The sequence below is a fragment of the Bradyrhizobium sp. RD5-C2 genome (genome assembly GCF_019972155.1).
Taxonomy (GTDB): domain Bacteria; phylum Pseudomonadota; class Alphaproteobacteria; order Rhizobiales; family Xanthobacteraceae; genus Bradyrhizobium.
In genome coordinates this window covers 315,515-338,130 of record NZ_BOVL01000026.1, presented here as the reverse complement: position 1 = coordinate 338,130, position 22,616 = coordinate 315,515, and the positions used below count along the sequence as shown (strand labels likewise).

General features: G+C 63.3%; 19 protein-coding genes and 1 tRNA gene. 4 read left to right on the top strand and 16 right to left on the bottom strand.

The features are described from left to right. The first annotated feature begins 162 nt into the window (after nt 1-162). Entirely contained in the window at nt 163-621 is a 459-nt protein-coding gene (locus BraRD5C2_RS33340; RefSeq protein WP_223975641.1) for a hypothetical protein, read from the top strand. A 57-nt stretch (nt 622-678) separates the two neighbouring features. On the opposite strand, the gene BraRD5C2_RS33335 is transcribed toward BraRD5C2_RS33340, so the two are convergent. From BraRD5C2_RS33335 to BraRD5C2_RS33290, 10 genes are all read right to left on the bottom strand, one after another. Then, nucleotides 679-754 (bottom strand) — tRNA-Lys (locus BraRD5C2_RS33335). 165 nt (nt 755-919) lie between these two features. Next, nucleotides 920-1,501, bottom strand: coding sequence for a Spy/CpxP family protein refolding chaperone (locus tag BraRD5C2_RS33330; RefSeq protein ID WP_223975640.1), 582 nt, complete (start codon nt 1,499-1,501; stop codon nt 920-922). A 155-nt stretch (nt 1,502-1,656) separates the two neighbouring features. Next, nucleotides 1,657-2,943 (bottom strand): TRAP transporter large permease, encoded by a 1,287-nt coding sequence (locus BraRD5C2_RS33325; RefSeq protein ID WP_223975639.1) that lies wholly within the window; start codon nt 2,941-2,943, stop codon nt 1,657-1,659. After that, nucleotides 2,943-3,515 carry a TRAP transporter small permease gene (locus BraRD5C2_RS33320; protein WP_223975637.1) on the bottom strand — a complete coding sequence of 191 codons (573 nt, stop codon included), beginning with the start codon at nt 3,513-3,515 and terminating at the stop codon, nt 2,943-2,945. Before BraRD5C2_RS33320 ends, BraRD5C2_RS33325 begins: the two co-directional genes overlap by 1 nt. A 225-nt stretch (nt 3,516-3,740) precedes the next feature. Beyond that, nucleotides 3,741-4,745, bottom strand: a complete 1,005-nt coding sequence (locus BraRD5C2_RS33315; protein ID WP_223975635.1) for a TRAP transporter substrate-binding protein — start codon at nt 4,743-4,745, stop codon at nt 3,741-3,743. A 1,030-nt stretch (nt 4,746-5,775) separates the two neighbouring features. Beyond that, nucleotides 5,776-6,552 (bottom strand): bestrophin-like domain, encoded by a 777-nt coding sequence (locus tag BraRD5C2_RS33310; protein WP_223975633.1) that lies wholly within the window; start codon nt 6,550-6,552, stop codon nt 5,776-5,778. Between the two features lie 248 nt (nt 6,553-6,800). Beyond that, nucleotides 6,801-8,420: a GMC family oxidoreductase gene (locus tag BraRD5C2_RS33305; protein ID WP_223975631.1), complete on the bottom strand. Its 1,620-nt coding sequence runs from the start codon at nt 8,418-8,420 to the stop codon at nt 6,801-6,803. Nucleotides 8,421-8,606: 186 nt separating this feature from the next. Next, nucleotides 8,607-8,999 carry a nuclear transport factor 2 family protein gene (locus tag BraRD5C2_RS33300; protein WP_223975630.1) on the bottom strand — a complete coding sequence of 131 codons (393 nt, stop codon included), beginning with the start codon at nt 8,997-8,999 and terminating at the stop codon, nt 8,607-8,609. Nucleotides 9,000-9,901: 902 nt separating this feature from the next. Beyond that, nucleotides 9,902-11,113 (bottom strand): ABC transporter substrate-binding protein, encoded by a 1,212-nt coding sequence (locus BraRD5C2_RS33295; protein WP_223975629.1) that lies wholly within the window; start codon nt 11,111-11,113, stop codon nt 9,902-9,904. Nucleotides 11,114-11,228: 115 nt separating this feature from the next. Then, the gene (locus BraRD5C2_RS33290; protein ID WP_223975628.1) at nt 11,229-11,867 is read right to left on the bottom strand and encodes an exopolysaccharide biosynthesis protein; all 639 of its coding nucleotides are present in this window, start codon (nt 11,865-11,867) and stop codon (nt 11,229-11,231) included. Between the two features lie 38 nt (nt 11,868-11,905). Here BraRD5C2_RS33290 and BraRD5C2_RS33285 point away from each other — a divergent pair, with 38 nt between their 5' ends. Next, nucleotides 11,906-12,445 carry a hypothetical protein gene (locus BraRD5C2_RS33285; protein WP_223975627.1) on the top strand — a complete coding sequence of 180 codons (540 nt, stop codon included), beginning with the start codon at nt 11,906-11,908 and terminating at the stop codon, nt 12,443-12,445. An 85-nt stretch (nt 12,446-12,530) separates the two neighbouring features. Here BraRD5C2_RS33285 and BraRD5C2_RS33280 read toward each other — a convergent pair whose 3' ends face one another. The 5 genes from BraRD5C2_RS33280 to BraRD5C2_RS33260 form a co-directional block, all read right to left on the bottom strand. After that, nucleotides 12,531-13,265, bottom strand: a complete 735-nt coding sequence (locus BraRD5C2_RS33280; RefSeq protein WP_223975626.1) for a substrate-binding domain-containing protein — start codon at nt 13,263-13,265, stop codon at nt 12,531-12,533. A gap of 31 nt (nt 13,266-13,296) precedes the next feature. Then, the gene (locus tag BraRD5C2_RS33275) at nt 13,297-14,091 is read right to left on the bottom strand and encodes a dienelactone hydrolase family protein (RefSeq protein WP_223975625.1); all 795 of its coding nucleotides are present in this window, start codon (nt 14,089-14,091) and stop codon (nt 13,297-13,299) included. A gap of 61 nt (nt 14,092-14,152) precedes the next feature. After that, nucleotides 14,153-16,939: a formate dehydrogenase subunit alpha gene (fdhF, locus tag BraRD5C2_RS33270; protein ID WP_223975624.1), complete on the bottom strand. Its 2,787-nt coding sequence runs from the start codon at nt 16,937-16,939 to the stop codon at nt 14,153-14,155. A gap of 36 nt (nt 16,940-16,975) precedes the next feature. Then, nucleotides 16,976-18,688 carry an NADH-ubiquinone oxidoreductase-F iron-sulfur binding region domain-containing protein gene (locus BraRD5C2_RS33265; protein WP_223975623.1) on the bottom strand — a complete coding sequence of 571 codons (1,713 nt, stop codon included), beginning with the start codon at nt 18,686-18,688 and terminating at the stop codon, nt 16,976-16,978. Between the two features lie 209 nt (nt 18,689-18,897). After that, nucleotides 18,898-20,151 carry a molybdopterin molybdotransferase MoeA gene (locus BraRD5C2_RS33260; RefSeq protein ID WP_223975621.1) on the bottom strand — a complete coding sequence of 418 codons (1,254 nt, stop codon included), beginning with the start codon at nt 20,149-20,151 and terminating at the stop codon, nt 18,898-18,900. Between the two features lie 194 nt (nt 20,152-20,345). On the opposite strand from BraRD5C2_RS33260, the gene BraRD5C2_RS33255 reads away from it, so the two are divergent. Together BraRD5C2_RS33255 and mobA are read left to right on the top strand one after the other, a co-directional pair. Next, nucleotides 20,346-21,230 (top strand): formate dehydrogenase accessory sulfurtransferase FdhD, encoded by an 885-nt coding sequence (locus BraRD5C2_RS33255; protein WP_223975619.1) that lies wholly within the window; start codon nt 20,346-20,348, stop codon nt 21,228-21,230. Next, complete coding sequence (gene mobA, locus BraRD5C2_RS33250; RefSeq protein WP_223975617.1) at nt 21,223-21,840, top strand: molybdenum cofactor guanylyltransferase MobA; 618 nt, start codon at nt 21,223-21,225, stop codon at nt 21,838-21,840. The genes BraRD5C2_RS33255 and mobA overlap by 8 nt, the downstream gene beginning before the upstream one ends. 18 nt (nt 21,841-21,858) lie before the next feature. On the opposite strand, the gene BraRD5C2_RS33245 is transcribed toward mobA, so the two are convergent. Next, nucleotides 21,859-22,497 carry an HD domain-containing protein gene (locus tag BraRD5C2_RS33245; protein ID WP_223975615.1) on the bottom strand — a complete coding sequence of 213 codons (639 nt, stop codon included), beginning with the start codon at nt 22,495-22,497 and terminating at the stop codon, nt 21,859-21,861. Nucleotides 22,498-22,616: the final 119 nt, after the last annotated feature.

The following is a 22,616-nucleotide window of genomic DNA, read 5'->3' as shown; positions in this document are numbered from 1 at the left end:
CCCAGCGTGTCCTGGCGTCCTAGTGCTTTTGCCAGACGGTAAGAGAGAAAGTTTGATCCGCCGATACAACGCGCCTTTCCTGAGCGGACGATCGTATCCACGGGCCAGCCCATCGGCGCCTTTGAGATCGCGCACTATCGCCCAAAGGGGCGGTCCAATAGCGTGAAGATCGTGCACCCTAAGAATGGCGAGGAAGCCTGGTGGCCCCTGTTCGATGATCGGGGCGAAGCACTTTTCCCCGAACTGATGGCCGAGTTCGATGCCATCAAGCAGGTCACGGTTTCGGGTCTGGTCTTCAGGCGCGATCATGCGCACCGCAAGTCGCGTACTCCGCTACCGTGGATAACCGAGCGCAAGCATCTCCGATACCTGAGCAGCGTCGTGAAAGACATCGTCGCCGCGGCCGGCATTCGAGGTGAACTTTCATTCACCTCGTTCCGCCACGGCGGCTTCACCGAGGGGGCCGACATCGACCTGACTGACGCGGAACGGCGCGCAGCCGGCCGCCACAGGTCTGCACGGCAATTGCCGACCTATGCAAAGCGAACCCGCAAACAGCTGATCTCGGGGACCAGGAAGCGTCGCGAGGAGCGAACAAAAGCAGCCGGTTTGTCGGAATAACCGCGGCTGCTTGTCGGAATGACAACTACGAGGGCTAACCTAAGCTATTGAAAAGCTTGGTGGGCGCACCAGGGCTCGAACCTGGGACCCGCTGATTAAGAGTCAGCTGCTCTACCAACTGAGCTATGCGCCCGGAACTTGTCCGGAAATGACCCTCGCAAGAGAGGCCGTCGTTTAGCAAAGCGATTCCGCGATGTCCAGCAAGCTGGCGCAACTTTTCCCGACTTTCTGACAGCCGAAAGGCCGCCGGATTCCGGCGGCCTTTCATAGGCTTGGCGAGGATGCCGGCGGCTGGCTCTCAGAGCCGGCCGGAGCGTTCCTGATCCGGACCGTCATCGCGATCGAAATGATGGTCGCGGCCGCCATGCTCCCAGCGGTCCATGCCACGCTCGAGGCGATGGCGGCGCCAGCCCTCGGCGCCGAAGCCGCGTCCTTCCATGTGGGTGAGCATGGTCAGCCGCCGCTTCTGGTTGTCGTCGAGCGTCTTGTAGAGCGGATCGGCGGTATCGGCGATCTTCTTCAGCGACGTCGCGGTTGCGGCCATGTTGTCGGCGCGCTCGCGCAGCCGCGTGATCGGATCATCCGGCTTGGCGGCCTTGTCCGCATCGCTCTTCTCCGCAGCCATCCGCGCGTTGGCGCGATCAAGCCGCATCTTGGCGAAGTCGCGCACCGCGGTTTCGACCGGCGGCCACAGCTTCTCCTGATCGGCGGTCAGCTTTAGCCCGGCGTGCACTGCGGCAATGCGCGCGTCGAGGAAAGCGGCCCGATCTTCGGGGCTCATCCGCGTCTGGCCATGGAACCACGGACGATGCTGGGCATAGACCGCGGTTGAACCGGCAATCGTGAGCGCCGCGATGCCGGCGAGCAGAACTTTCTTCATCCGAACCTCCTTTGAAGGTTGCTTGAAGATGCTGCCGCCGCCCCTCGCCTTCAACTTACGGATTGGACAGAGAGACCTTTCTTGCCAAGATGTAATCCGCTTCATTGCCCGTCAGAAACATCCAAAGCGCGAGATCGCGCTTTGGTTTCTTGTTGTCACTGGATCATTCCCAACAGCCGCGGCAGCCACAGCGAGATCTCCGGCACGTAGGTGATCAGGCCGAGGAACACCAGCATCGCACATAGCCACGGCAGCACCGAGATCGTGATCTCGCTGATGCCCATCTTGGCGATACTGCTCGCGATGTAGAGATTGAGCCCGACAGGCGGATGGCACAGCCCGACCTCGGTGTTGACGATCATCAGGATGCCGAGATGCACTGGATGCACGCCGAGCTTGGTCGCCAGCGGAAACAGGATCGGCGCCATGATCAGCAGGATCGACGACGGATCCATCACGTTGCCGGCGAGCAGCAGGATGACGTTGACCACCAGCAGGAACATCCAGACCGAGAAATTCTTGTCGATGATCCAGGCCGCCATCTCCTGCGGGATCTGCTCATGCGTCATCAGGAACGAGAACAGCACCGCGTTGGTGATGATGTAGAGCAGCATCGAGCTCATGCTCGCCGCCTGCAGCAGCACCTTCGGCACCTCGGAGAGCTTCAGCTCTTTGTAGACGAACACGGTGATGAAGAAGGCGTAGGTGGCGGCGACCGCGGCTGCTTCCGTCGGCGTGAAGATGCCGCCATAGATGCCGCCGAGCACGATCGCGATCAGCGACAGGCCCCAGATGCTTTCGCGGAACGCCTTGAACTGTTGGCCGATGGTCGCCTTCGGCATCTTCGGATAACCGTTGCGCTGGGCGACGAAGAAGGTCACCGCGGCCAGCATCAACGCCAGCAGGATGCCCGGCACGATGCCGGCCATGAACAGCGCGCCGATCGAGGTGTTGGTGGAGACGCCGTAGAGCACCAGGATGATCGAGGGCGGCACCAGGATGCCGAGCGCACCCGAGGTCGAGATCACGCCGACGCCGAACCGCTTCGGATAGCCATGATCGACCATCGCGGGCATCATGATCGAGCCGATCGCCACCACGGTGGCGACGCTCGAGCCCGAGATCGCCGCGAACATCGCGCAGGCCGCTACGCCGGCAAGACCGAGACCGCCCGGCAGATGGCCGACCAGCGAGGTCGTGAAATCGATCATCCGCCGCGCGACACCGCCGCGGGTCAGGAAGGTGCCGGCCAGGATGAAGAACGGGATCGCCATGATGCCGAAATTGTCCAACCCTGAGAACAATTTCAGGCCGACGCTCTCGATCGGCACTTCCGTCATCGTGAACAGGAAGGTGAGCACCGACAGGCCGAGCGAAATCGAGATCGGCATGCCCGTCAGCATCAGGGCAAACAGCAGTCCGAAAATAAGTGCGGCGCTCATCACGCTTCTCCAAGCGCGATCGGCGCGGTCTTGCTGGTCTCGACGCCATCGACATGGGCGGCGTCATGGTGCGGCAGCTCATTGGTCCGGATGTAATTCCAGCACACCTGCAGGAAGCGGAAAGACATCAGATAGGAGCCGAGCGGAATGCAGGCGTAGACGATCCAGCTTGGAATTTCGAGGTCGGGCGACACCTGGTCGGTGTGCATCAGCTCGTAGACGAACTTGGCGCCCATGGTGCCGACGATCCCGGTGAACAGCGCGCCGCCGAGCAGCCCGAACAGGATGACGATCTTACGCCAGCGGTCATTGAGGCGGTTGATCAGCACATCGACGCCGACATGGATGCCGGTGCGCACGCCATAGGCGGCGCCGAACTTCGCCATCCAGATGAACATGTAGATGCACAGTTCCTGCGACCATGCGAGATTGATGCCGAACAGATACGGATAGAGAACCGGCACGTCGACCAGGAAGCGATGCACGACCGTGATGAAGGTCAGAAGCGTCGCAGCGCCCATCAGGCTCGCGATGATGATTTCCTCGAGCCGGTCCAGAATTTTCAGCAGCATTGATCTCCCCTGACATGGCCGCCCCCGCGGCCAGAGCATTTGTCTCCCTCTCCCCGTTCTTACGAGGCCGGGACGAGCGAAGCTCGCCCTGAGAGGGTTGGGTGAAGGGTTCCCTCCGCGCGCACGTTGGTAGTTGCGCTCGCGGAGACTCCCCCTCACCCGAAATTCAAGCTGCGCTTGAATTTCGACCTCTCCCCGCACGCGGGGCGAGGTGCAAACACCGCCTTAGTTCATCGGGCTGCGGCCCGTTTCCTTCAGGAATTCGTCGATCAGCGGCTGGCCGACGCGCGAGGCCACATCCTTGTAGACCGGCATCATCGCCTTGCGCATCGCCTCGTCCTGCTCCGGCGTCAAGGTGATGATTTCGGTCTTGCCGGCCTTCTTGATCTCGGCGAGCGCGTCCTCGTTCTCCTTGGCCGACTGGTTGTTGCCGAACTCGGTGGCTTCCTTCATCGCCTTGTTGAGTTGGTCGCGGATGTCGACCGGCAGGCCGTCCCAGAACTTCTTGTTCACGACCACGACGTAGCCGATGTAGCCATGATTGGTGACGGTCGCGTACTTCTGCACCTCATGCATTTTCTGGGTGTAGATATTCGACCAGGTGTTCTCCTGGCCGTCGACCACGCCGGTCTGCAGCGCCTGGTAGACGTCGGAGAACGCCATCACCTGCGGGATCGAACCGAGCGCGCGGAACTGGGCCTCCAGCACCTTCGACGACTGGATGCGGAATTTCAGTCCCTTGTAGTCGGCCGGCGCGACCAGCTTCTTGTTCGCGCTCATCTGCTTGAAGCCGTTGTCCCAATAGGCGAGACCGGTCATGCCCTTGGAATCCAGCTTCTTGAGCAACTGGGCGCCGAGCGGACCGTCGGTCACCTTGCGCAGCGATTTCAGGTCGGGGAGGATGTAGGGCAGATCGAAGACTTCGAATTCCTTGATGCCGATCGGGCCGAACTTCGAGTTCGACGGCGCCAGCATCTGCACCGCGCCGAGCTGCAGTGCCTCGAGCTCTTCCTTGTCCTTGTAAAGCGTCGAGTTCGGATAGACCTCGACCTTCACCTTGCCGCCGGTGTACTTCTCGGCGAGTTCCTTGAACTTGTCGGCCGCCTTGCCCTTCGGCGTATCCGACGCCACCACGTGGCTGAACTTGATGACGATCGGCGACTGCGCCGAGGCCTGTCCGACAAAGGTCAAGGCCGCGATCGACGCCGCAGCCAATATGAGTTTACGCATGTTTCCTCCCGCGTATTGCGGAGCACGAAATACCGGCCCCGAGACATCCGGTCGCACCATTACAGACAAGCAACGGCGATTGCCATTGCCCCTTTAGCAGGGGCTGAATTGCGCCATTGCTGCACTGCAAAATCCAATGCGGCGGTATCCCTTTCGGCTCTTGCGACCGTTCAATGACACCGCCCGCACGCTGTGCCCGGCCATGGCGGCGCGGTCAATGCGAGGTTTGGCAATGGCGAGTTCGCCGGGCGCGAATGCTGGTGCCCACGCTCACTGCGCGCGGTCATTAACTCCGTCACCCTGAGGAGCGCGCAGCGCGTCTCGAAGGGTCGACGGCCACCAGCCGGGCCGTGCATCCTTCGAGGCTCGCCCAGCGGCGCAATTGCGCCGCAAGGCTCGCACCTCAGGATGACGGGGTGGGTCAGTTCACGTGTCAAAAAAACGTTGACGGTGAGCGTCCGCATTCTCGCGACATGACCTGTCCGAGCTTTGCTCTTCGTTCCGCCCTCTCTTGAAGAGGGCGCAGGGAAAGCCGGGTGCCGATCGCACCCATGGGCCCCGAGCAAAAGGTGGAAAGCTCGGGGGTAGGACCACAGGTGTAACCGGAAACAACCCGGCCTTCCCTGCGCGACGGGTTACGGCTTACTTCGTGCTCTCCCCGGCGAGACTGGGCTTGCTTGTCACCGTCTTCGCAACGCGCACCGCGCAATTCGAAAAGACACCTGCCGCTAGGGCGTCAGGACCACACGACTTCACCGTCCGCCTCATGCGCGTTCGTCAACTGCGCACTCCGCGTCCACCGCATCTCGACCCACGTTCGTGACGACCGCGAAGCGCCCCTCGATCGGGTGAGACACGCATATTGAACATCTGAGTTGGGTGAAACGCCAAACGGAATATTTTCTTATGCCGACATTGACAGGTTTTGCTGAGTTGCCCGTCGTGTCGAACAGGCAACACGCCTCCGAACGAACACGGCGCCGTACGGCACGCACGAACGCGGCATCGGCGGCAACAGCGGCCCGCATCCTTATTGCGTGATGGTATTCGCGAGTTCTGTAAGAGGTCCCGGTTCGACCCGGACATCCCCGGCGAACGGACGCTCCTGCAGACCGATGAGCCCCAGCGCCATCACCACCGCGATCGAGAACACGCTGAGCGCCGTGATCTGCGCACCGGCCTTGTTCAGATGCACCAGCCCGATCGCGATCTGCGTGACCACCCCGAGGACGATCACCAGGATCCACTTGGCATCGATCGTACGATCGGATGCCAGCGCAAGCCGTTCGGAGCGCGCACTGCCGGCGCGGACCGCAGCATTGAGCAGGGCCGTCTGCACCGGCGCGCCCGCTTTCTGCGCGATCCTGGGATCGCTGACTTCCTGCAGCAGCGCATTATAGGCGGACTCGGCCGTGCGCGCCTCATGGTCCTCCGTCATCGCCGGCCACTCATCGTCCACCAGCGCTGTGACGTATTTGGCAAGGACGGATCGGACGTTGCGCATGTCCAGGGCAGAAGCGATGCTAAGCGCATCGACGTTGCGCAACTCCCCCGCCTCCGATTGCACCGCACGGGCCGCTTGACGGTTGCGATCGGCGATATCACTGGCGAGGAATCCGGTCAGCAGCGCAAACAGCACGCCGACCGCACCAAAGAACGGCGCCACGACGCCTTCGACGCGACGCCTCGCCCGAGCGGTTGCCGGATTGAAACTGACGATGACGATCGCAGCGCCCGTCGTCGTATAGAGGACGACGAGAACGGCAAACAATTCGTATGTCGGAAAGTCCAGCCAGGCCTTGATCATCGTTGCGCGCAACGCCCCCCGCGGCGACTGCGGCCAGAATAGGGTTGCGTGAAGCTCACGTCATCCAGAAACTCCCGCACCGGAAGGCGTACCCCTGAATGGAAGTCGCGATGGCGGTGTCCAGGCATCGCCGCCTTCAAGCCGAAAAGACATCGGCCAATGCGGCTATAACGTCCGCTCTCGGTCAATAGGCGACATGCGTTCGCTGAAAAGAGGAAGCCCAGCTTCGCCAATGCTTCCCGCTCGGTTCAGTGTCGCAACGCTTTTGCGATAATATCCGACCCTTTCTCGGCGACCATGATCGTCGCAGGATGGATGTTCGAGGACGGTATGGCCGGCATCACGGAAGCGTCCACGACCCGCAGGCCATCGAGACCGCGTACCCGCAAGGCGCTATCAACCACCGCGCTGTCGTCCTCTCCCATTCGGCAGGTGCCGCATGGATGGAACACGGTTGAGCCGACCTTGCGGATATAGTCTTCGATCTGCTCGTCGCTTTTTTCCTCAGGTCCCGGCCGCAATGGCTCGCTGATCAACGAACGAAACGGATCGGTGGCCGCGATCTGGCTGGCGATGAGAAACCCCGCCGTCATGATCCTGATATCGTCGGGGTGGGTCAGGTAATTGGCCACAATCCGTGGCGGCATCCGGGCATCTCTATCGCGCAACGTGATCTCGCCGCGGCTTTTCGGTCGGCAAACGCAAAAGACAAAGCTGAAGCCGGGCCAGCGATGCAAGCCGTGTACGAGGCCGTTGGACGAGAAATTGTGTACCATGAACTGGAGATCGGGCATTTGCTCAGACGCGTTCGACTTGGCAAACAGAATGGCCTCGGTCGCACCGACGGCCACTTGTCCCGAGCCGTCGATTAGCCATTGCAACGCCATTTTTGTAGCCTTGAGCGGCGAGATCACGGCTTCGTTGAGTGTGCCGGGTGAGCGGGTCTTGAAGGCGAAGTTCGACAGATAGTGATCCTGCAAATTTTTGCCGACGCCGACGAGATCGAGTTTGACGTCGATACCTTCAGCACCAAGTTCGGCTGCGGGTCCGATGCCGGAAGCAAGCAACAGCACCGGCGAGTTGATCGCACCGCCGGACAGGATCAGTTCACGCCGGGCACCGATACGCAGCGTCGTTCCGTCGTCACGTTCGACTTCGACACCGATCGCGCGGAGGCCATCGAACAGAATTCGGCGCACATGGGTTTTGGTCATCAGTTCGAGATTGCGCCGGTGGAGATTCGGCTTGAGGTAACCGGCGGCGGTCGAACGGCGCCAGCCATTGTGTACGTTGAGTGGGGCGAAACCGATCCCGTCGAGACGCTCGCCATTGAAGTCCGGGTTACACTGGTATTGCAGACGCTCGCAGGCTTCGATGAATGCCTTCGTGACTGTGCACGGCCGCTTGCTCTGCGTGATCGTCATCGGGCCGCCGGTGCCACGCCACTGGTCGGCGCCGTCGACGCAATGTTCCATCCGCTTGAAGTACGGCAACACGTCGCCATAACTCCAACCCGCTGCACCAAGTCGTTGCCATTCGTCGTAATCGACGGATGCCCCGCGTAGGAACACCAGTCCGTTGATGGAGCCTGAGCCGCCGAGGACCTTGCCGCGAGGCCAAATGATGCTGCGGCCGCCGAGGCCGGGCTCCGGCTCGGTCGCGTAACCCCAGTTTAATCGGGGATCCGGGACGACCTTACCGAAGCCGACCGGTAGATGTATCCAGGGATTGCGGTCACGTCCGCCAGCCTCAATGACGCAAAGCGTAATGTCCGGGTTCTCGGTAAGACGCGCCGACAACACGCATCCCGCGGACCCCGCACCAACCACAACAACATCGAACTCGGTATCAAATTCCAATTTACCCATGACTCCGGTTTGCCATGATTGCTTTGGTAAGAAAGGGTGTTGGCTTTAGCCAAGGACGCACGTTGTCACGGCAGCACCCTCTACGATCTTCGGTCTGCTTCATCGACGATCATTGAAATCAAGGTCGGAGAGTATGTTATCCGTCGTTCAACACGGGCATGTTATCGAAAGGCTGAGGGCTGATCCTCACTCGACGTGAAACGTGGAAACGAAAATTTGCCACCGATCATCCGGTCGAATGAGGTTGTAGGACTGCCGCGATTTCCGAACAACGCTGCCGTCCGATCGCGTATTTTGCCACTCCAATGTGGCAAGCACACTCCGGCCTCCGATGGGCTGCACCGCGAGGTCAAGGAAGCGAGCGCCACTGGCACCCTCGCGCTCGTAACGATCGGACACTTCCTGAAAGAACGCGACCAACTCCTCGCGGGACTGAAAACAATGGGTCGACCCGTCGCCTCGCATTGAAACGCTCGGCACGAAATAGAACATCGAGATTGCAGCACCATCCCTTTCAGCGAACGTGCGATTGTAATCGTCGAAGAATTTGCTGATCTCGTCTACCAAGGGCTGCGGCATCGGACACCCAACTATGGAAGGGCGGCATCGGGCCAAGGATAGCTCGAATGCAAACCCCGGCCAATGCCATTTGCGGCTCAATAACAGACACGACAACGGCTTCGGGCGAAGCAGTCCGCGTCCTCCCTGGCAACCATGTCACGGGCGATCATGGGCAGAAATTCTTTTGACCCTCAGTGGTCAAGTTCTGGAATTTCGGCTAGTTGAATCGGCGTGGCAATGCAATTAGGACGGCATGTCCGTCCTCGAGAGGACAAGGTCATGAAATTGTCGTCAAGGTTTGTCGCGCCCACCGCCGTCGCTTTCCTGTCAACTGTCATGCTGTGCGGCCCTGCTGCGTCGCAAACCGCAACAGGCTCCAGCGCCCCGCTTCCCTCCATCACGGTCGACGCGCCGAAGCAGGCGGCAAGGCCAATCAGGCCGAAGGAGGTCTCAAGCAGCCGAGTGGCTGCTCGCCGGACATCGCTGGCCGGTCACACGTCATCCCAAGACGCGCGAACGCCGTCGCCTGCGCCGGATACAGTTTTGGGGAGGATCGCCAGTCTGGAGAAGGTCGCCAGCAACTGCAACGGTGGCTGCGAATCCAGCCTTCCCCACGGCAAAGACCCCTGGGTTGGGTGTAGCGAGTCGGGCGGCGGACAGACATATGGACCGTTCTCGGCAACGTGCCGAGACAACCTCACCTACAAATCCTACGTGGATTGCGTCGAGACCAAGGTGTTCCTGGGCGATTACCGAAATCGAGCTTACTGGGTTTGCAGCAGCCTGTCTGCCGCCGGGAAGTTTCAGGTCGCCGAGCTCAAGCGATCCAGACATCCGCGCTAGGCAACGCCCCCGCATGGACGCAGCGAACTCTGCTGCGTCCATGGTTGCCGGCCAGCATGGCCGCCTCTCGCTGGTCCTCAGCGCGACGCGGTGCTGATGTTCTCGCCAAAGAACTTCCACGTCTTGCCGTCGAACTTCGCGAGCTTGAACGTGTCGAAGGTGGAATAGTCCGTCGGCGACACCGAGACCGTGATGCCCGGCAGCAAGAGCGGCAGCGAGACCTTGCTCAGGTTGGTGGCCTGTTTCAACAGGTTCTCGCGCGTCAGCACGTCGCCGCAGTTCTTCAGGATGATGGCCGTGAACTGCGCGGACAGATAACCGATCTGGTTGCTGCCATCGATCGGATTGCCTTCCGGATACCACTGCTTCATGAAGGCAAGATAGTCCTGCACGCCCTTGTCGGTGTCCCATGCGGGGTCGCCGACCACCTTGGTCGCCAGCGCCGTCATGAGGCCGGTGGATGCTTCGAGGCCGGCAGGCTCGAGCACACCGCCGATCGAGCTCGCGACGGAGACGATGAAATGCGTCGGCTTCCAGCCGAGATCGGCAACCTTGCGGATCGCCTGCGCGCCGAACTTGGGCGTGGTGATCGTCATCAGCACGTCGGCGCCGCTGGCCTTCAGATTGACGATCTGGGAATCGATCGTGGGATCGGTCACCTCGTAGCTGAGCTCCTTGACGATGAGACCGGCCTTCTCTCCCAGCCCCTCCTTGAAGCCCCTCAGATAGTCCTTGCCGAAGTCGTCATTCTGGTAGATCACGCCGATCTTCGCGTTGGGCAGCTGCTTGAGGATGTACTTGGCGTAGATCTTCGCTTCCTGCGCATAGGGCGGATAGAACGGCGTGGTCCAGGGGAATTCCTTCGGATCGTTCCACTTGGAGGCCCCGGTGGAGATCAACAGATGCGGGATTTTCTTGCCGTTCAAATATTTTTGGATCGACGAGTTTGTCGGCGTGCCCAGTGAGCCGATGTTGGCTAGGATCTCGTCCTGCTCCACGAGCTTGCGCGTCTGCTCCACCGTCTTCGGCGGGCTATAGCCGTCGTCCATGCTCAGCAGCGTTATCTTCCGGCCGTTGATTCCGCCCTGGCTGTTGATCATCTTCCAGTATGCGGCCTCGGCCCTGCCCTGAGTGCCATACGCCGAAGCCGGACCGCTGTAAGGCATGGTCTGCCCGATCTTGATTTCGGTGTCGCTGGCGCCGGGATCGTATTTCTTGTCGGCAGCGAGAACCACCGAAGTGGAAACAAGGCTGAGCGCGGCGACCGCCGCGAGCGTGATGCAACGCATGTGTTCTCCCCATTCGCGTCGCTGTTTGCCGCGACGTCCGGCGAGATCATGAACATGCCGGCGCGAGATGTCGACCCCTGAAGTCGGGACATCGAACTGCCCTAACCGCCTGGTGTCACAGCCCCATCCAGTTCATCACGGCACCGAACGTCGCCCAGAGCGTCCATCCGAGCCCAAGCAGGCAGATCAGCGCCGCCGCCATCGCAATCGTCAGCAGCAGGCCGTCCTCCTGCAGGTAGGCGACCGCGATCAGGACGACCACCATTCCCGGAATGACGTTGACCAGAGGCAGCGGCCAGCCTGCCGAGAAGGCCAGCAGAAACACGACCAGTCCCACGAGGCGGTCGATCACGTCGCGGCGCGCGTCCCAGCGCGGCCGGCTGATGCGCTCGATCGCTTGCAGAATCGGACGGACCAGGACGGTGAACCGCTTGAAGCGCTTGAAGTCGAACTGCCGCTTCGACAGGAAACGCGGAAACGACGGCGCGCTGCGGCCACGCATCATCTCGACCGCCGGAAACAGCAGCGCCAGCGTCGCAACCGTCGCGACGCCGGGGATGATCACCAGCAGCCCCAGAAGCAGCAGGAGTAGGCCGAACGACCGCTTATCCAGGTTGCTGAGGAGCCATTCGAGATCGACGGGGCCGTCCGGTGCTTGAGCGACGAGTTCCTCAAGAAGTTGGGACGTGTGCGTGGGCGCCAATGGGGCTCCGGACGAGGGGGACATAGCTGCCAAAGTGGTCAGACTCGGCATCGATTGCAACAGCTGCCGAAGCAGACTAGGAAGCATGGGTGACCAACGATTCCGATCAGGCATGGCAGCCCCATGCGCCGTCAAGCCCGATTCCCGCCACTCGCCGCCGCTGGCCGTGGTTCCTGCTGATCGTCATCATCGCCTGTGCGGGCGCCGGGGGCGTGTACGCCTGGCCGCAGATCGCGCCGATGGTCCCGTCCCTTGGCAGCGCTGCGGCCAGCGACAGAGTGGCAGCAGGCGACAAGGAGACGTTGCCGGATCTGCTCGCGACCCAGCAGAAGCTCGAGGATGACATCAGCGCGCTCGGCAAGTCGGTGGCAGACCAGCAGGACCAGCTGAAGACCGTCGTCGACCAGCTGGCGGCCCTGACGTCGAAGGTCGATGCGCTCCAACTTCCCGCTCCGGCTCCGGTGCCATTGCCGGCCACCGCAGCGGCTGACCAGCCGCGTGCAACACCGGTCGCACAGGCTGCCCCGAAGCCCCGAAAGCCGCCGCCGATTCGGGCACCGAAACCGGCGGGGCCGATTTCGACCGGTGGTGCGCCGCTCAACGTGGCACCGGGCGCCGGGGCTCGCTGAGTCGCGCCCCCGTCAGCGGTACGATGGGATGCATCGGCGGCTCATTACCAAGAAGGTAAGTGCCGGACGTCAGCGCAAGGGCTGCCTATCCGCGCGGCCGCTCCATGCCCGCCCGCTTGATGGCCGCGCGCAAGATAGCGGTATCCGAGGAAAGGAAATCGATCAGGCGCCTGGCTGCGTCAGGCGATTTTGAGTCGCTGACGATCGCGGCCGTGAAGGTCTGCACAAGCTGGAGATCCGGAGGCAGCAGACCGACGACCTCGATACCGGTCTCCTGCATCAGCTCGCTGGTCGGCCCAATCGAGAAATTTGCCTTGCCCGCGCGCAACGCTTCGGCGGCCTCGGTTCCGCGCGCCTCGAGGGTGAGCCGCACCGTGTCCGGGAGGTTCAGCCTGGGGAAGACCTTGTCGCGGACGAATTGTCCGCTCGTGCTGCTTGGCGCCACCACCCGGCCTGCATCGATCAAAGCCTGTCTCAGCGCGGCAGCGTTGCCGATGTCCCGCTTCGGAGCGCCTGAGCGCACCGCGGCCGCCAACGGCGCCGTCGCGAGGCCGGTGTCGGATCCCGCGCGAATCCGCCCGTCCTCGTTCAGCCCGCGCAGTCCCTCTCGCGACAGGATCACCACGTCGGCCTTGGTGCCGTGCGCAAGCTGGTGCCTGATCGTTTTCGGACCGGTGCCCTCCGACGCGCCGGATCCGGTTTCCACCTTGATGCCGGTGCTGCGTTCGAATTCGGGCAGGACTTCCCGATAGACCGCAGCGAAGCCGCCGGAAATGATGACCTTGATCGTGTCCGGGCTATCGGCGATCGGCGGCGTCAAGGCAGCGGCACCATGTCGGCGGCCCGTCGGCTCATTTCTGAAGGCTTGCGGCAAACAGCTTGGCCGCCTCGGCCTTCGATTCCTGATCGGCCTTGGCGTCGTAGCGGAGCGGCAGGTTGAACTTCTTGCCGAGTTCGGTCGCTTCAGGGTTCGTGAACGCGTGCACGGCGCCGGGATACTCGATGATCCGGTAATCGGCCTTCGCTGCGTCGAAATCCTTCTTCAGCGCATCGTACTGCTCGCGCTTCACGAACGGGTCGTCCGCACCGTTCAGAATCAGGATCTTCGCCTTGACGGTGCCCGGCGCGGGTGCGGGCGTATTGAGTCCGAGCGAAGCGTGAAAGCCCGCAACGGCGGCGAGATCGGCGCCGGTGCGCGCCATGTTCAGCACCACCGCGCCGCCGAAGCAGTAGCCGACCGCGCCGATCCGCTGCGGATTTACCGAGGCCTGCTTGGCGAGTTGCTCGCGCGCGGCGTTGAAGCGCTGCTCCATCACCTTCGCATCCTTCATCACCGAGCCTGCGAGCGCGCCGGCGTCCTTCGGGTTGTCGGCGGTCTTGGCGTCGCCGTACATGTCCGCAATGAAGGCGACATAGCCCTGCTCCGCGAACTTCCGCGCCTCGTTGTGGATATGCGGGGTGATGCCCCACCATTCGTGCACCATGACGATGCCGGGCCGCTTGGCCTGGGTCGCGTCGTCATAGACCACGAAGCCCTTCATCGTGGTCTCGCCGTCGGTATAGGTGACCGGCTCTTCCTTGACCGCGGCGTGTGCGCTCGCGACCATTGCGATGGCGCAAAGTGCTCCGACGATGATCGTTCGCATGCTGATCTCCCTGCGGGTTGGCGTCGCCGCGTTGCGTTTGTTTCTTGCGTAGCCCGGACGGCTATTCCGCCGCCGTCCGGATATCGATCTTCTCGGCGCGGACGGCGCAGAACTTGAACTCCGGAATCTTTCCGAACGGATCGAGCGCCGGGTTGGTCAGCAAATTCGCCGCCGCCTCCGCGTAGCAGAACGGCATGAAGACCATGTTCTCGGGCACGTCGCGGTCGGCGCGCACCTTGACCTCGACCGCGCCACGACGCGTCTCGAGGCGGATGAAATCGCCCGGCGCGAGCCCCTTCTTGCGCATGTCCTTCGGCGTCATGAACGCGACCGCTTCGGGCTCGATCTGATCGAGCACCTGGGCGCGACGCGTCATCGAGCCGGTGTGCCAGTGTTCGAGCACGCGCCCGGTCGACAGCACCATCGGGTACTCGTCGTCGGGCAGTTCATCCGGCGGGATCACCTTGGCCGGCACGATCTTGCCGCGGCCGCTCTCGGTCGGGAAACCGGTGGTGAAGATGATCTCATTGCCCGGCTTGTCGGGATCGTCGACCGGATAGGTCACCGCGCCCTCACGGACCAGCCGCTCCCAGGTGATGTTCTTCAGCGACGGCATCAGCTGCGCCATCTCGGTGAAGACCTCGCCCGGCCCGGCGTAGTTCCAGGGCAATCCCATCCGCTTGGCGATCTCCTGGATGATCCAGAGATCCTGCCGTGCATCGCCCGGCGGCTGGATCACCTCGCGCGCCAGCTGCACGCGGCGGTCGGTGTTGGTGAAGGAGCCGGATTTTTCTGCGAACGCTGAAGCCGGCAGGATGACGTCGGCATGGAACGCGGTCTCGGTGACGAACAAATCCTGCACCACGAGATGATCGAGTTTCGCCAGCGCCTGGCGCGCGTGCTGCAGATCCGGATCGGACATCGCGGGATTCTCACCCTCGACAAACATGCCGTGGATCTCGCCGGCGTGGATCGCGTTCATGATCTCGACGACCGTCAGCCCGCGCACCGGATCGAGCTCCTGCCCCCACAGTTTCTCGAAGGCGCCGCGCATGTCGTCGCGGCCGACCGGCTGATAGTCCGGCAGGAACATCGGGATCAGGCCAGCGTCGGAGGCGCCCTGCACGTTGTTCTGGCCGCGCAGCGGATGCAGCCCGGTGCCGGGACGGCCGACCTGGCCGGTGATCAAAGCGAGCGCGATCAGGCAGCGCGCATTGTCGGTGCCGTGGACATGCTGGCTGATGCCCATGCCCCAGAAGATGATCGACGACTTGGCGCGGGCATAGGCACGCGCCACCTCGCGCAGCGTCTCGGCGGGAATGCCGCAGATCTGAGACATGCGCTCCGGCGTGAACTCCTGGATCTTCGCCTTCAGCTCGTCATAGCCCTCGGTATAGCCGGCGATGTACTGCTCGTCGGTCAGGCCCTCGGTGATGATCGTGTGGATCATCGCGTTCAGCATCGCGACGTCGCTGCCCGGCTTGAAGGCGAGATGCTGGGTGGCGTGGCGCGACAGCGTCTGCCGGCGCGGGTCCATCACGTACAGCTTGGCGCCGCGCTTGGCGGCGTTCTTGATGAAGGTCGCGGCGACCGGATGGTTCACGGTCGGATTGGCGCCGATCACCCAGATCACCTCGGCGTCGGCCGCGGCCGAGAACGGCGCCGACACCGCGCCGGAGCTCAGTCCTTCGAACAACGCCGCCACCGACGAGGCGTGACACAGCCGCGTGCAGTGATCGACATTGTTGGAGCCGAAGCCGGTGCGGACCAGCTTCTGGAACAGGTAAGCTTCCTCGTTCGAGCCCTTGGCCGAGCCGAATCCGGCGAGCGCCTTGGCGCCCTTCTCGTCGCGGATTTTCTTCAAGCCCGCCGCGGCAAGATCGAGCGCCTCTTCCCAGGATGCCTCGCGGAAATGGGTGTAGGGATTGGCGGGATCGACCTGGTCGTTGGCATCCTTCTTCACGCCAGGCAGCCGCACCAGCGGCTTGGTCAGCCGGTTCGGGTGATGGATGTAGTCGAAGCCGAAGCGGCCCTTGACGCAGAGCCGGTTGTGATTGGCGGGACCGTCACGGCCTTCCGCGTAGATCACCTTCTCGTCCTTGACCTCGTAGGTGACCTGACAGCCGACGCCGCAATACGGGCACAGCGAGTCCACCTTGCGGTCGGGATAGACGACGCGCGTCTGCTTGTCGTCGAGCATGACAGCCGGCATCAGCGCGCCGGTCGGACACGCCTGGACGCATTCGCCGCAGGCGACGCAGGTCGATTCTCCCATCGGATCGTCGAAGTCGAACACGATCTTCGAGCCGTGACTACGATAAGCCATGCCGATGACGTCGTTGACCTGCACCTCGCGGCAGGCCCGCACGCACAGACCACACTGGATGCAGGCGTCGAGATTGACGCGCATCGCCGGATGGCTGGTGTCGGCATGCCAGCGCTCGGTGGCGGGGAAGCGGCTTTCGGTCACGCCGGTCTTCTCGGCCCAGTGCCAGAATTTCGAATCCGGATCGTGCGAGGTCTCGCGCGCCGGCTGGTCGGCGACGAGCAGCTCCATCACCATCTTCTGCGCCGCGACGGCGCGCTGGCTGGCGGACTTCACTTTCATGCCGACCGAAGGCGTCCGCTTGCAGGACGCCGCCAGCACGCGCTCGCCTTCGATCTCGACCATGCAGGCGCGGCAATTGCCGTCCGGCCGATAGTCCGGCGCGGGCGAATAGCAGAGATGCGGGATCTCGGTGCCCTGGCGCTTGGCGACCTGCCAGATCGTTTCGCCGGCCCGCGCCTCGACCTGATGGCCGTCGAGCTCGAACTGGATCGTCTGGCCGGAGTTGTGATCGTTGCTCATTCAAAATCCTCGTCGAAGTTCGCCTGCTTGGTCCGCCTATTCGGCGGCTTGCTGCGGACGAAACCCGTCCGGAAAATATTTGATCACTGAGGTCAGCGGATTGGAGGCCGCCTGACCGAGGCCACAGATCGATGCATCGCGCATCGCCTGGCTCAATTGGTCGAGCAGCTCCTTGTTCCAGACCGGTTGCTGCATCAAGAGTGCCGCCTTCTCGGTTCCGGCGCGGCAGGGCGTGCATTGCCCGCAGCTCTCGTCCTCGAAGAACTTCATCAGGTTGAGCGCGGCGTCCCTGACGTCATCGGCCTGCGAGAGCACGACGACGGCGGCGGAGCCGATGAAGCAGCCGTATTTCTCCAGCGTGCCGAAATCGAGCGGGATGTCGTCCATCGAGGCCGGCAGGATGCCGCCGGACGCGCCGCCCGGCAGGTAGGCCTGCAGGGTATGGCCGTCGGCCATGCCGCCGCAGAATTCGTCGATCAGCTCGCGCAGGGTGATGCCGGCGGGCGCGAGCTTGACGCCGGGATCCTTGACGCGTCCCGACACCGAGAAGCTGCGCAGGCCGTGGCGCTCGTTGCGGCCGTGGCTCTTCCACCAGTCGGCGCCCTTCTCGACGATGTCGCGCACCCACCACAACGTCTCGATGTTGTTGATCAGCGTCGGCAGGCCGAACAGTCCGACCTGGAACGGATATGGCGGCTTGTGCCGCGGCAGGCCGCGCTTGCCCTCGATCGATTCCAGCAGCGAGGATTCCTCGCCGCAGATATAGGCGCCGCCGCCGCGTCGCAGATGCAGCACAGGACCGCCGGGTGGAAGTTTTGCGATCTCGCGCGCGAGGATCTCGCGGCAGGCGGGATACTCATCGCGGATGTAGATGTAGACTTCCGGCGCCTCGACCACGTGGGCGCCGACCAGCATGCCCTCGAGGAAGCGATGCGGATCGCGCTCGAGATAGTAGCGGTCCTTGATCGTGCCGGGCTCGCCCTCGTCACCGTTGACAGCCATCAGCCGCGGACCGGGTTCGCCGAGCACGGCCCGCCACTTGCGGCCCGTGGGGAAACCGGCGCCGCCAAGACCGCGCAACGACGCATCGTCGAGCGCCTTCAGCAGGTCTTCGCGCGGCAGCTCGCCCGAGCGCAGCCGCGTCAGCAGCTGGTATCCGCCGTCAGCGACATAAGCGTCGTAATCGACGTAAGGCGGCAGATGCACATGGGTGTCGCCGTTCTTCGCCGCAGCGAGCACGTTGCTGACGGTCGCATGATCGATGAAGTTGTGGCCGACCTCCGCAGCGGGTGCGGTGTCGCATCGGCCGACGCACGGCGCACGCACGACACGGATGCCGGGGCCGGCGCGGCTCTGGAGATCCTTCAGCAGCTTCTCGCCGCCGAGCATCGCGCAGGTCAGTGAATCGCACACCCGCACGGTGAGCGGCGCGATATCAGGCTCGCCTTCCTTCACGATGTCGAAATGCGCATAGAAGGTCGCGGTCTCGAACACCTCGGCGAACGATAGTTTCATCTCGTCGGCGAGCGCCGCAAGATGCTGCGCCGAGATCTGGTGATACTTGTCCTGGATCAGATGGAGGTATTCGATCAGCAGGTCGCGACGCCTCGGCCGGTCGGCGAGCAGCACCTCGATCTCATGAGCGGCCGCGGGGTCGACCTGGCGTCCCTTGGGCGTGGCTTTCGCCCGCTTCCTGCCGGCTCCGGGATGCTCGAACGCGCGGACCTTGTGAACGTCGTCTCCACTCATGAAACCTCGCCTTGGAACCCGGCTTTGCGCAAGTTGCGCCGGTTCGACCCAACTCTATTCTCTGGCATGCCACAGGCAAGCAGATTTAGAACGCCTCTAGCAGCGTCGGGTTGCCGCGCAGGCCGTTGTTAATGTTTGCCTATCGATCGATCTGAATTCCCAATCACGCGAGCATCCAGCTCGCGCGATCGCGACCGCATCTCGCGGCCTCAGAGCAGGTCGGCGTAGCCGAGAAAGCCGACCGTATCGCCCGGCTCGACCCGCACGATGGCTTCGCCGAGCTCGATCAGCCCATCCGTCTCGACCAGCGACGACAACAGGCCGGCCCCTTCGCGGGGAAACTTGGTGGCTTCCAGCGCGCCGTCCGCCGCCCACCGCAGCGAGGCGCGGACATATTCGCGGCGGCCGCTCTTCTTGTTGTAGCCGAAGGCGGCCCGGACCGGCATCGGCAGCAAGGCAGACGGCTTAGCTCCTGACAGCGCCAGCACGGTCGGCCGCACCACATGGACGAAGGTGACGAAGCTCGCCACCGGGTTGCCAGGCAGACCGATCAGCGGCGTGCCGTCGATGATTCCCATCGCCACCGGACGGCCAGGCTTGATCGCCATCCGCCACAGCACCAGCGAGCCGGCCTGTTCGATGCCGGCCTTGACGTGGTCCTCTTCGCCGGTCGAGACGCCGCCGGTGGTGAGGATCAGGTCGTATCGTTGCGCGGCCTGCTTGAGCGCAGCGGCGAGCCCGGCGCGTTCGTCGCGCAGGATGCCGAGATCACCGACATCGCAACCGAGCCGCCGCAACATCGCGATCAGCATGAAGCGGTTGGAATCGAACAATTGAGCTTCAGCACGCGCGCTCCCCGGCGCGGCCAGCTCGTCGCCGGTCGAGAACACCCCGACACGCAGGCTCCGCACCACGTCTAGCGTGGTGAGCCCGAAGGCAGCGGCAACCGCGATGTCCTGCGGCCGCAGCCGCCGCCCCGCCGCCAGCGCGACATGGCCGCGCGCAATGTCTTCGCCGGCCGGACGCACATTGGCGCCGGCCTTCAGGCCGGACGGCAGGATCACGTTGCCCGCATCGTCGATCCGCACGTCTTCCTGCATGAACACGGTATCGGTGCCGTCGGGCATCGGCGCACCGGTGAAAATCCGCACCGCCTGACCGGGCCGCGCGGGCTGCGCCGGCGCTCCCGCCTGCACACGGCCCAGAACGGGAAACGCGCGCTCGCCGCTCGCCGGCAGGTCTGCACCGGAGACCGCGTAACCGTCGACGGCGGAATTCATGAAAGGCGGCAGCGGCAGCGGCGCAGCGACATCCTGGCTGAGGATGCGTCCATCGGCGTCGACCAGGGCAACGGTTTCCGTCTCGCCGACAGGCTTGACGCGCGACGCGATGATCGCGACGGCCTCGTCGACCGACATCATCGGTCCGCCGAACGCGAAGCAGTCGTCGGAAAGCTGCGCCATGATGTCCTCAGTCCTCGGCCATCGACAAGATTTGTTCGACCCACATCGCGAACTGCAGCGTTATCCTCAAAGCCGGACCATCCTTGACGAATCCTTGGCAGTTCCGGCGAAGCGGCGGAGAGTGGCCAGTCCGTCTCCGATCGTGCTTATATCCCCTGCTTCGCTGCCATGTGAACCCGTCTGGATATGCGCCAGTGACCGAGAAGACCACCGCTCCCCTTATTGTTCCTGACCCGGACGACCCACGGCTGACGGAGCGCGTCACAGGCGTCGATCAGACCGGCGCGCCGACCGAGATCAGGGTACCGGTCGAGCGGCCGCTGACGCTGTACCTCAACGCGCAGGAGATCGTCACGATGATGACGATCAACGACTATCCCGAATACCTCGCGCTCGGCTACCTCCTGAACCAGAACATGCTCAAATACGACGACGTCGTCACCGAGGTCGAATATGACGACGATCTCCAGGTGGTGGTGGTCCGCACCGAGCACCACACCAATTTCGAGGCGAAGCTGAAGAAGCGCACCCAGACCTCGGGCTGCGCCCAGGGAACGGCGTTCGGCGACCTGCTCGAGGCCGTCGAGAAGGTTGCGCTGCCGAAGGCCGAGCTACGCACCTCGTGGCTCTACCGGATGACGCACACCATCAACACCATGCCGTCGCTCTATCTGGAAGCGGGGGCCATCCACGGCTGCGTGCTGTGCAAGGAGAGCACGCCGGTCTGCTACACCGAGGATGTCGGCCGGCATAACGCCGTCGACAAGATCGCGGGCTGGATCTATCGCCACAATGTCGATCCCGCCGACAAGATCCTCTACACCACCGGACGGCTCACCTCCGAGATGGTGATCAAGACGGTGCGGATGGGCATCCCGATCCTGGTCTCCCGCTCCGGATTCACCGCATGGGGCGTCGATCTGGCGCGGCAGGTCGGATTGACCTTGGTCGGCCGCGCCCGCGGCAAGCGCTTCATCGCGCTGTCGGGTGAGGCGCGGATCGTCTACGACCAGAACCTCGACTATGTCGAAGAGGAATCGATGCGGCACAAGCGCAAGGGCGAGGCCGATAATGACTAATATCCCGGGCGTGCTGCTGGCCGGCGGCCTCGCGCGGCGGATGGGCGGCGGCGACAAGCCGATGCGCAAGATCGCCGGCCGGACCATTCTGCAGCGGGTGATCGACCGTCTCACCCCGCAATGCGGCGGGCTGATCATCAACGCCAATGGCGATCCCGCGCGCTTCGCCGCCTTCGGCCTTCCGGTCGTCGCCGACGATGTCGCCGATTATCCGGGCCCCCTCGCCGGCATCCTGGCCGCGCTGGACTGGACTGCGGCCAACCGGCCGGATGCGAAATGGGTGCTGAGCGCGGCGGGCGACTGCCCGTTTCTGCCGCGCGATCTTGTCGCACGCCTGGAGCAGGCGCGCGCGGCCGAGAATGCCGAGCTCGCGGTCGCCTCATCCGGCGGGCAGGTGCACCCGGTGATCGGTCTCTGGAGCGTGCGCTTGCGCGGTGAATTGCGCCACGCGCTGGTCGAGGAGGACGTGCGCAGGATCGATCGCTGGACCGCGCGCTATCCGCTCGCAACGGTCGAATGGCCGACCGAGCCGCTGGATCCGTTCTTCAACGCCAACACCGTCGAAGACATCGCGGAAGCCGATCGTCTCGCCGCGCTTGACGGCGGCTAATATCCAGCACCGCCCGGTTCAGCTGGGCCACCGCGTGTTGCGGATCCGACTGCAGGCGTTCGGCCGGTGAAACGCGGGGTCGCGCTCCGCGATAAAATCGAAATTGACCGTGCCGAACGTGGTCTGGGGCTTCTTCAGGGCCGAGCAGGTCTGGACCTCGATGAACTCGTTCTTGAAATCACCGCGCGGAAACGCGGCAATCACGCTGTCGCGCTGCTCGGCCGTGTAGTCGTCGTATCCGATGCCGACAGCATCGACCAGAACGCCCGCATTGGTGAGCGCGATTTCCGGTCGCATGTATTGCGGGATGCCGGGCGTGGTGTGTAGCGCAATCGCTTCCCACACCAGATCGGCTTTCGGCTCTGGGATGCCGTGGCTTCTGAGGAATGCGCGCGCCGCATCGGCGCCGTCGACTTCAAACCGCTTGGTCTCGGTGTGGAAGTGATCGACAAGGCCGAGGTCATGAAACAGCGCGGCGACATAAAGCAGTTCAGGGTCGAACGTCAGATTCTGCCTGACGCCCTTGAGCGCGCCGAACACGAACACGCGAACCGAGTGATTGAACAGCATCTCGGTTTCGTATTGCCGCACCAACTCGGCGGCCTCCCGCGCGATCTTGCTGTCCGGGATTCGAATGCCGGAAATCGTGTTCGTCATCGTCGCGCTCCTGTCCCCTCTGTCGCGTTGCCGGATGCGTGCCAACGGCGTCGCTAATCATGCGTACCGGCACTGCAGTGCATCGTTGTCCAATACGTAACCCGCGAAGGAGCGACCGG

Bases quoted from the DNA above. Each gene is read 5' to 3' on its own strand.
- BraRD5C2_RS33330 (WP_223975640.1), bottom strand. From the start codon at position 1,501: ATGAAGAAAGTTCTGCTCGCCGGCATCGCGGCGCTCACGATTGCCGGT.
- fdhF (WP_223975624.1), bottom strand. From the start codon at position 16,939: ATGAGCAACGATCACAACTCCGGCCAGACGATCCAGTTCGAGCTCGAC.
- BraRD5C2_RS33265 (WP_223975623.1), bottom strand. From the start codon at position 18,688: ATGAGTGGAGACGACGTTCACAAGGTCCGCGCGTTCGAGCATCCCGGA.
- BraRD5C2_RS33295 (WP_223975629.1), bottom strand. From the start codon at position 11,113: ATGCGTTGCATCACGCTCGCGGCGGTCGCCGCGCTCAGCCTTGTTTCC.
- BraRD5C2_RS33300 (WP_223975630.1), bottom strand. From the start codon at position 8,999: ATGCCGCAGCCCTTGGTAGACGAGATCAGCAAATTCTTCGACGATTAC.
- BraRD5C2_RS33325 (WP_223975639.1), bottom strand. From the start codon at position 2,943: ATGAGCGCCGCACTTATTTTCGGACTGCTGTTTGCCCTGATGCTGACG.
- BraRD5C2_RS33260 (WP_223975621.1), bottom strand. From the start codon at position 20,151: ATGGCGCAGCTTTCCGACGACTGCTTCGCGTTCGGCGGACCGATGATG.
- mobA (WP_223975617.1), top strand. From the start codon at position 21,223: ATGACTAATATCCCGGGCGTGCTGCTGGCCGGCGGCCTCGCGCGGCGG.
- BraRD5C2_RS33290 (WP_223975628.1), bottom strand. From the start codon at position 11,867: ATGCCGAGTCTGACCACTTTGGCAGCTATGTCCCCCTCGTCCGGAGCC.
- BraRD5C2_RS33310 (WP_223975633.1), bottom strand. From the start codon at position 6,552: ATGATCAAGGCCTGGCTGGACTTTCCGACATACGAATTGTTTGCCGTT.
- BraRD5C2_RS33320 (WP_223975637.1), bottom strand. From the start codon at position 3,515: ATGCTGCTGAAAATTCTGGACCGGCTCGAGGAAATCATCATCGCGAGC.
- BraRD5C2_RS33275 (WP_223975625.1), bottom strand. From the start codon at position 14,091: ATGCGAACGATCATCGTCGGAGCACTTTGCGCCATCGCAATGGTCGCG.
- BraRD5C2_RS33305 (WP_223975631.1), bottom strand. From the start codon at position 8,420: ATGGGTAAATTGGAATTTGATACCGAGTTCGATGTTGTTGTGGTTGGT.
- BraRD5C2_RS33315 (WP_223975635.1), bottom strand. From the start codon at position 4,745: ATGCGTAAACTCATATTGGCTGCGGCGTCGATCGCGGCCTTGACCTTT.
- BraRD5C2_RS33245 (WP_223975615.1), bottom strand. From the start codon at position 22,497: ATGACGAACACGATTTCCGGCATTCGAATCCCGGACAGCAAGATCGCG.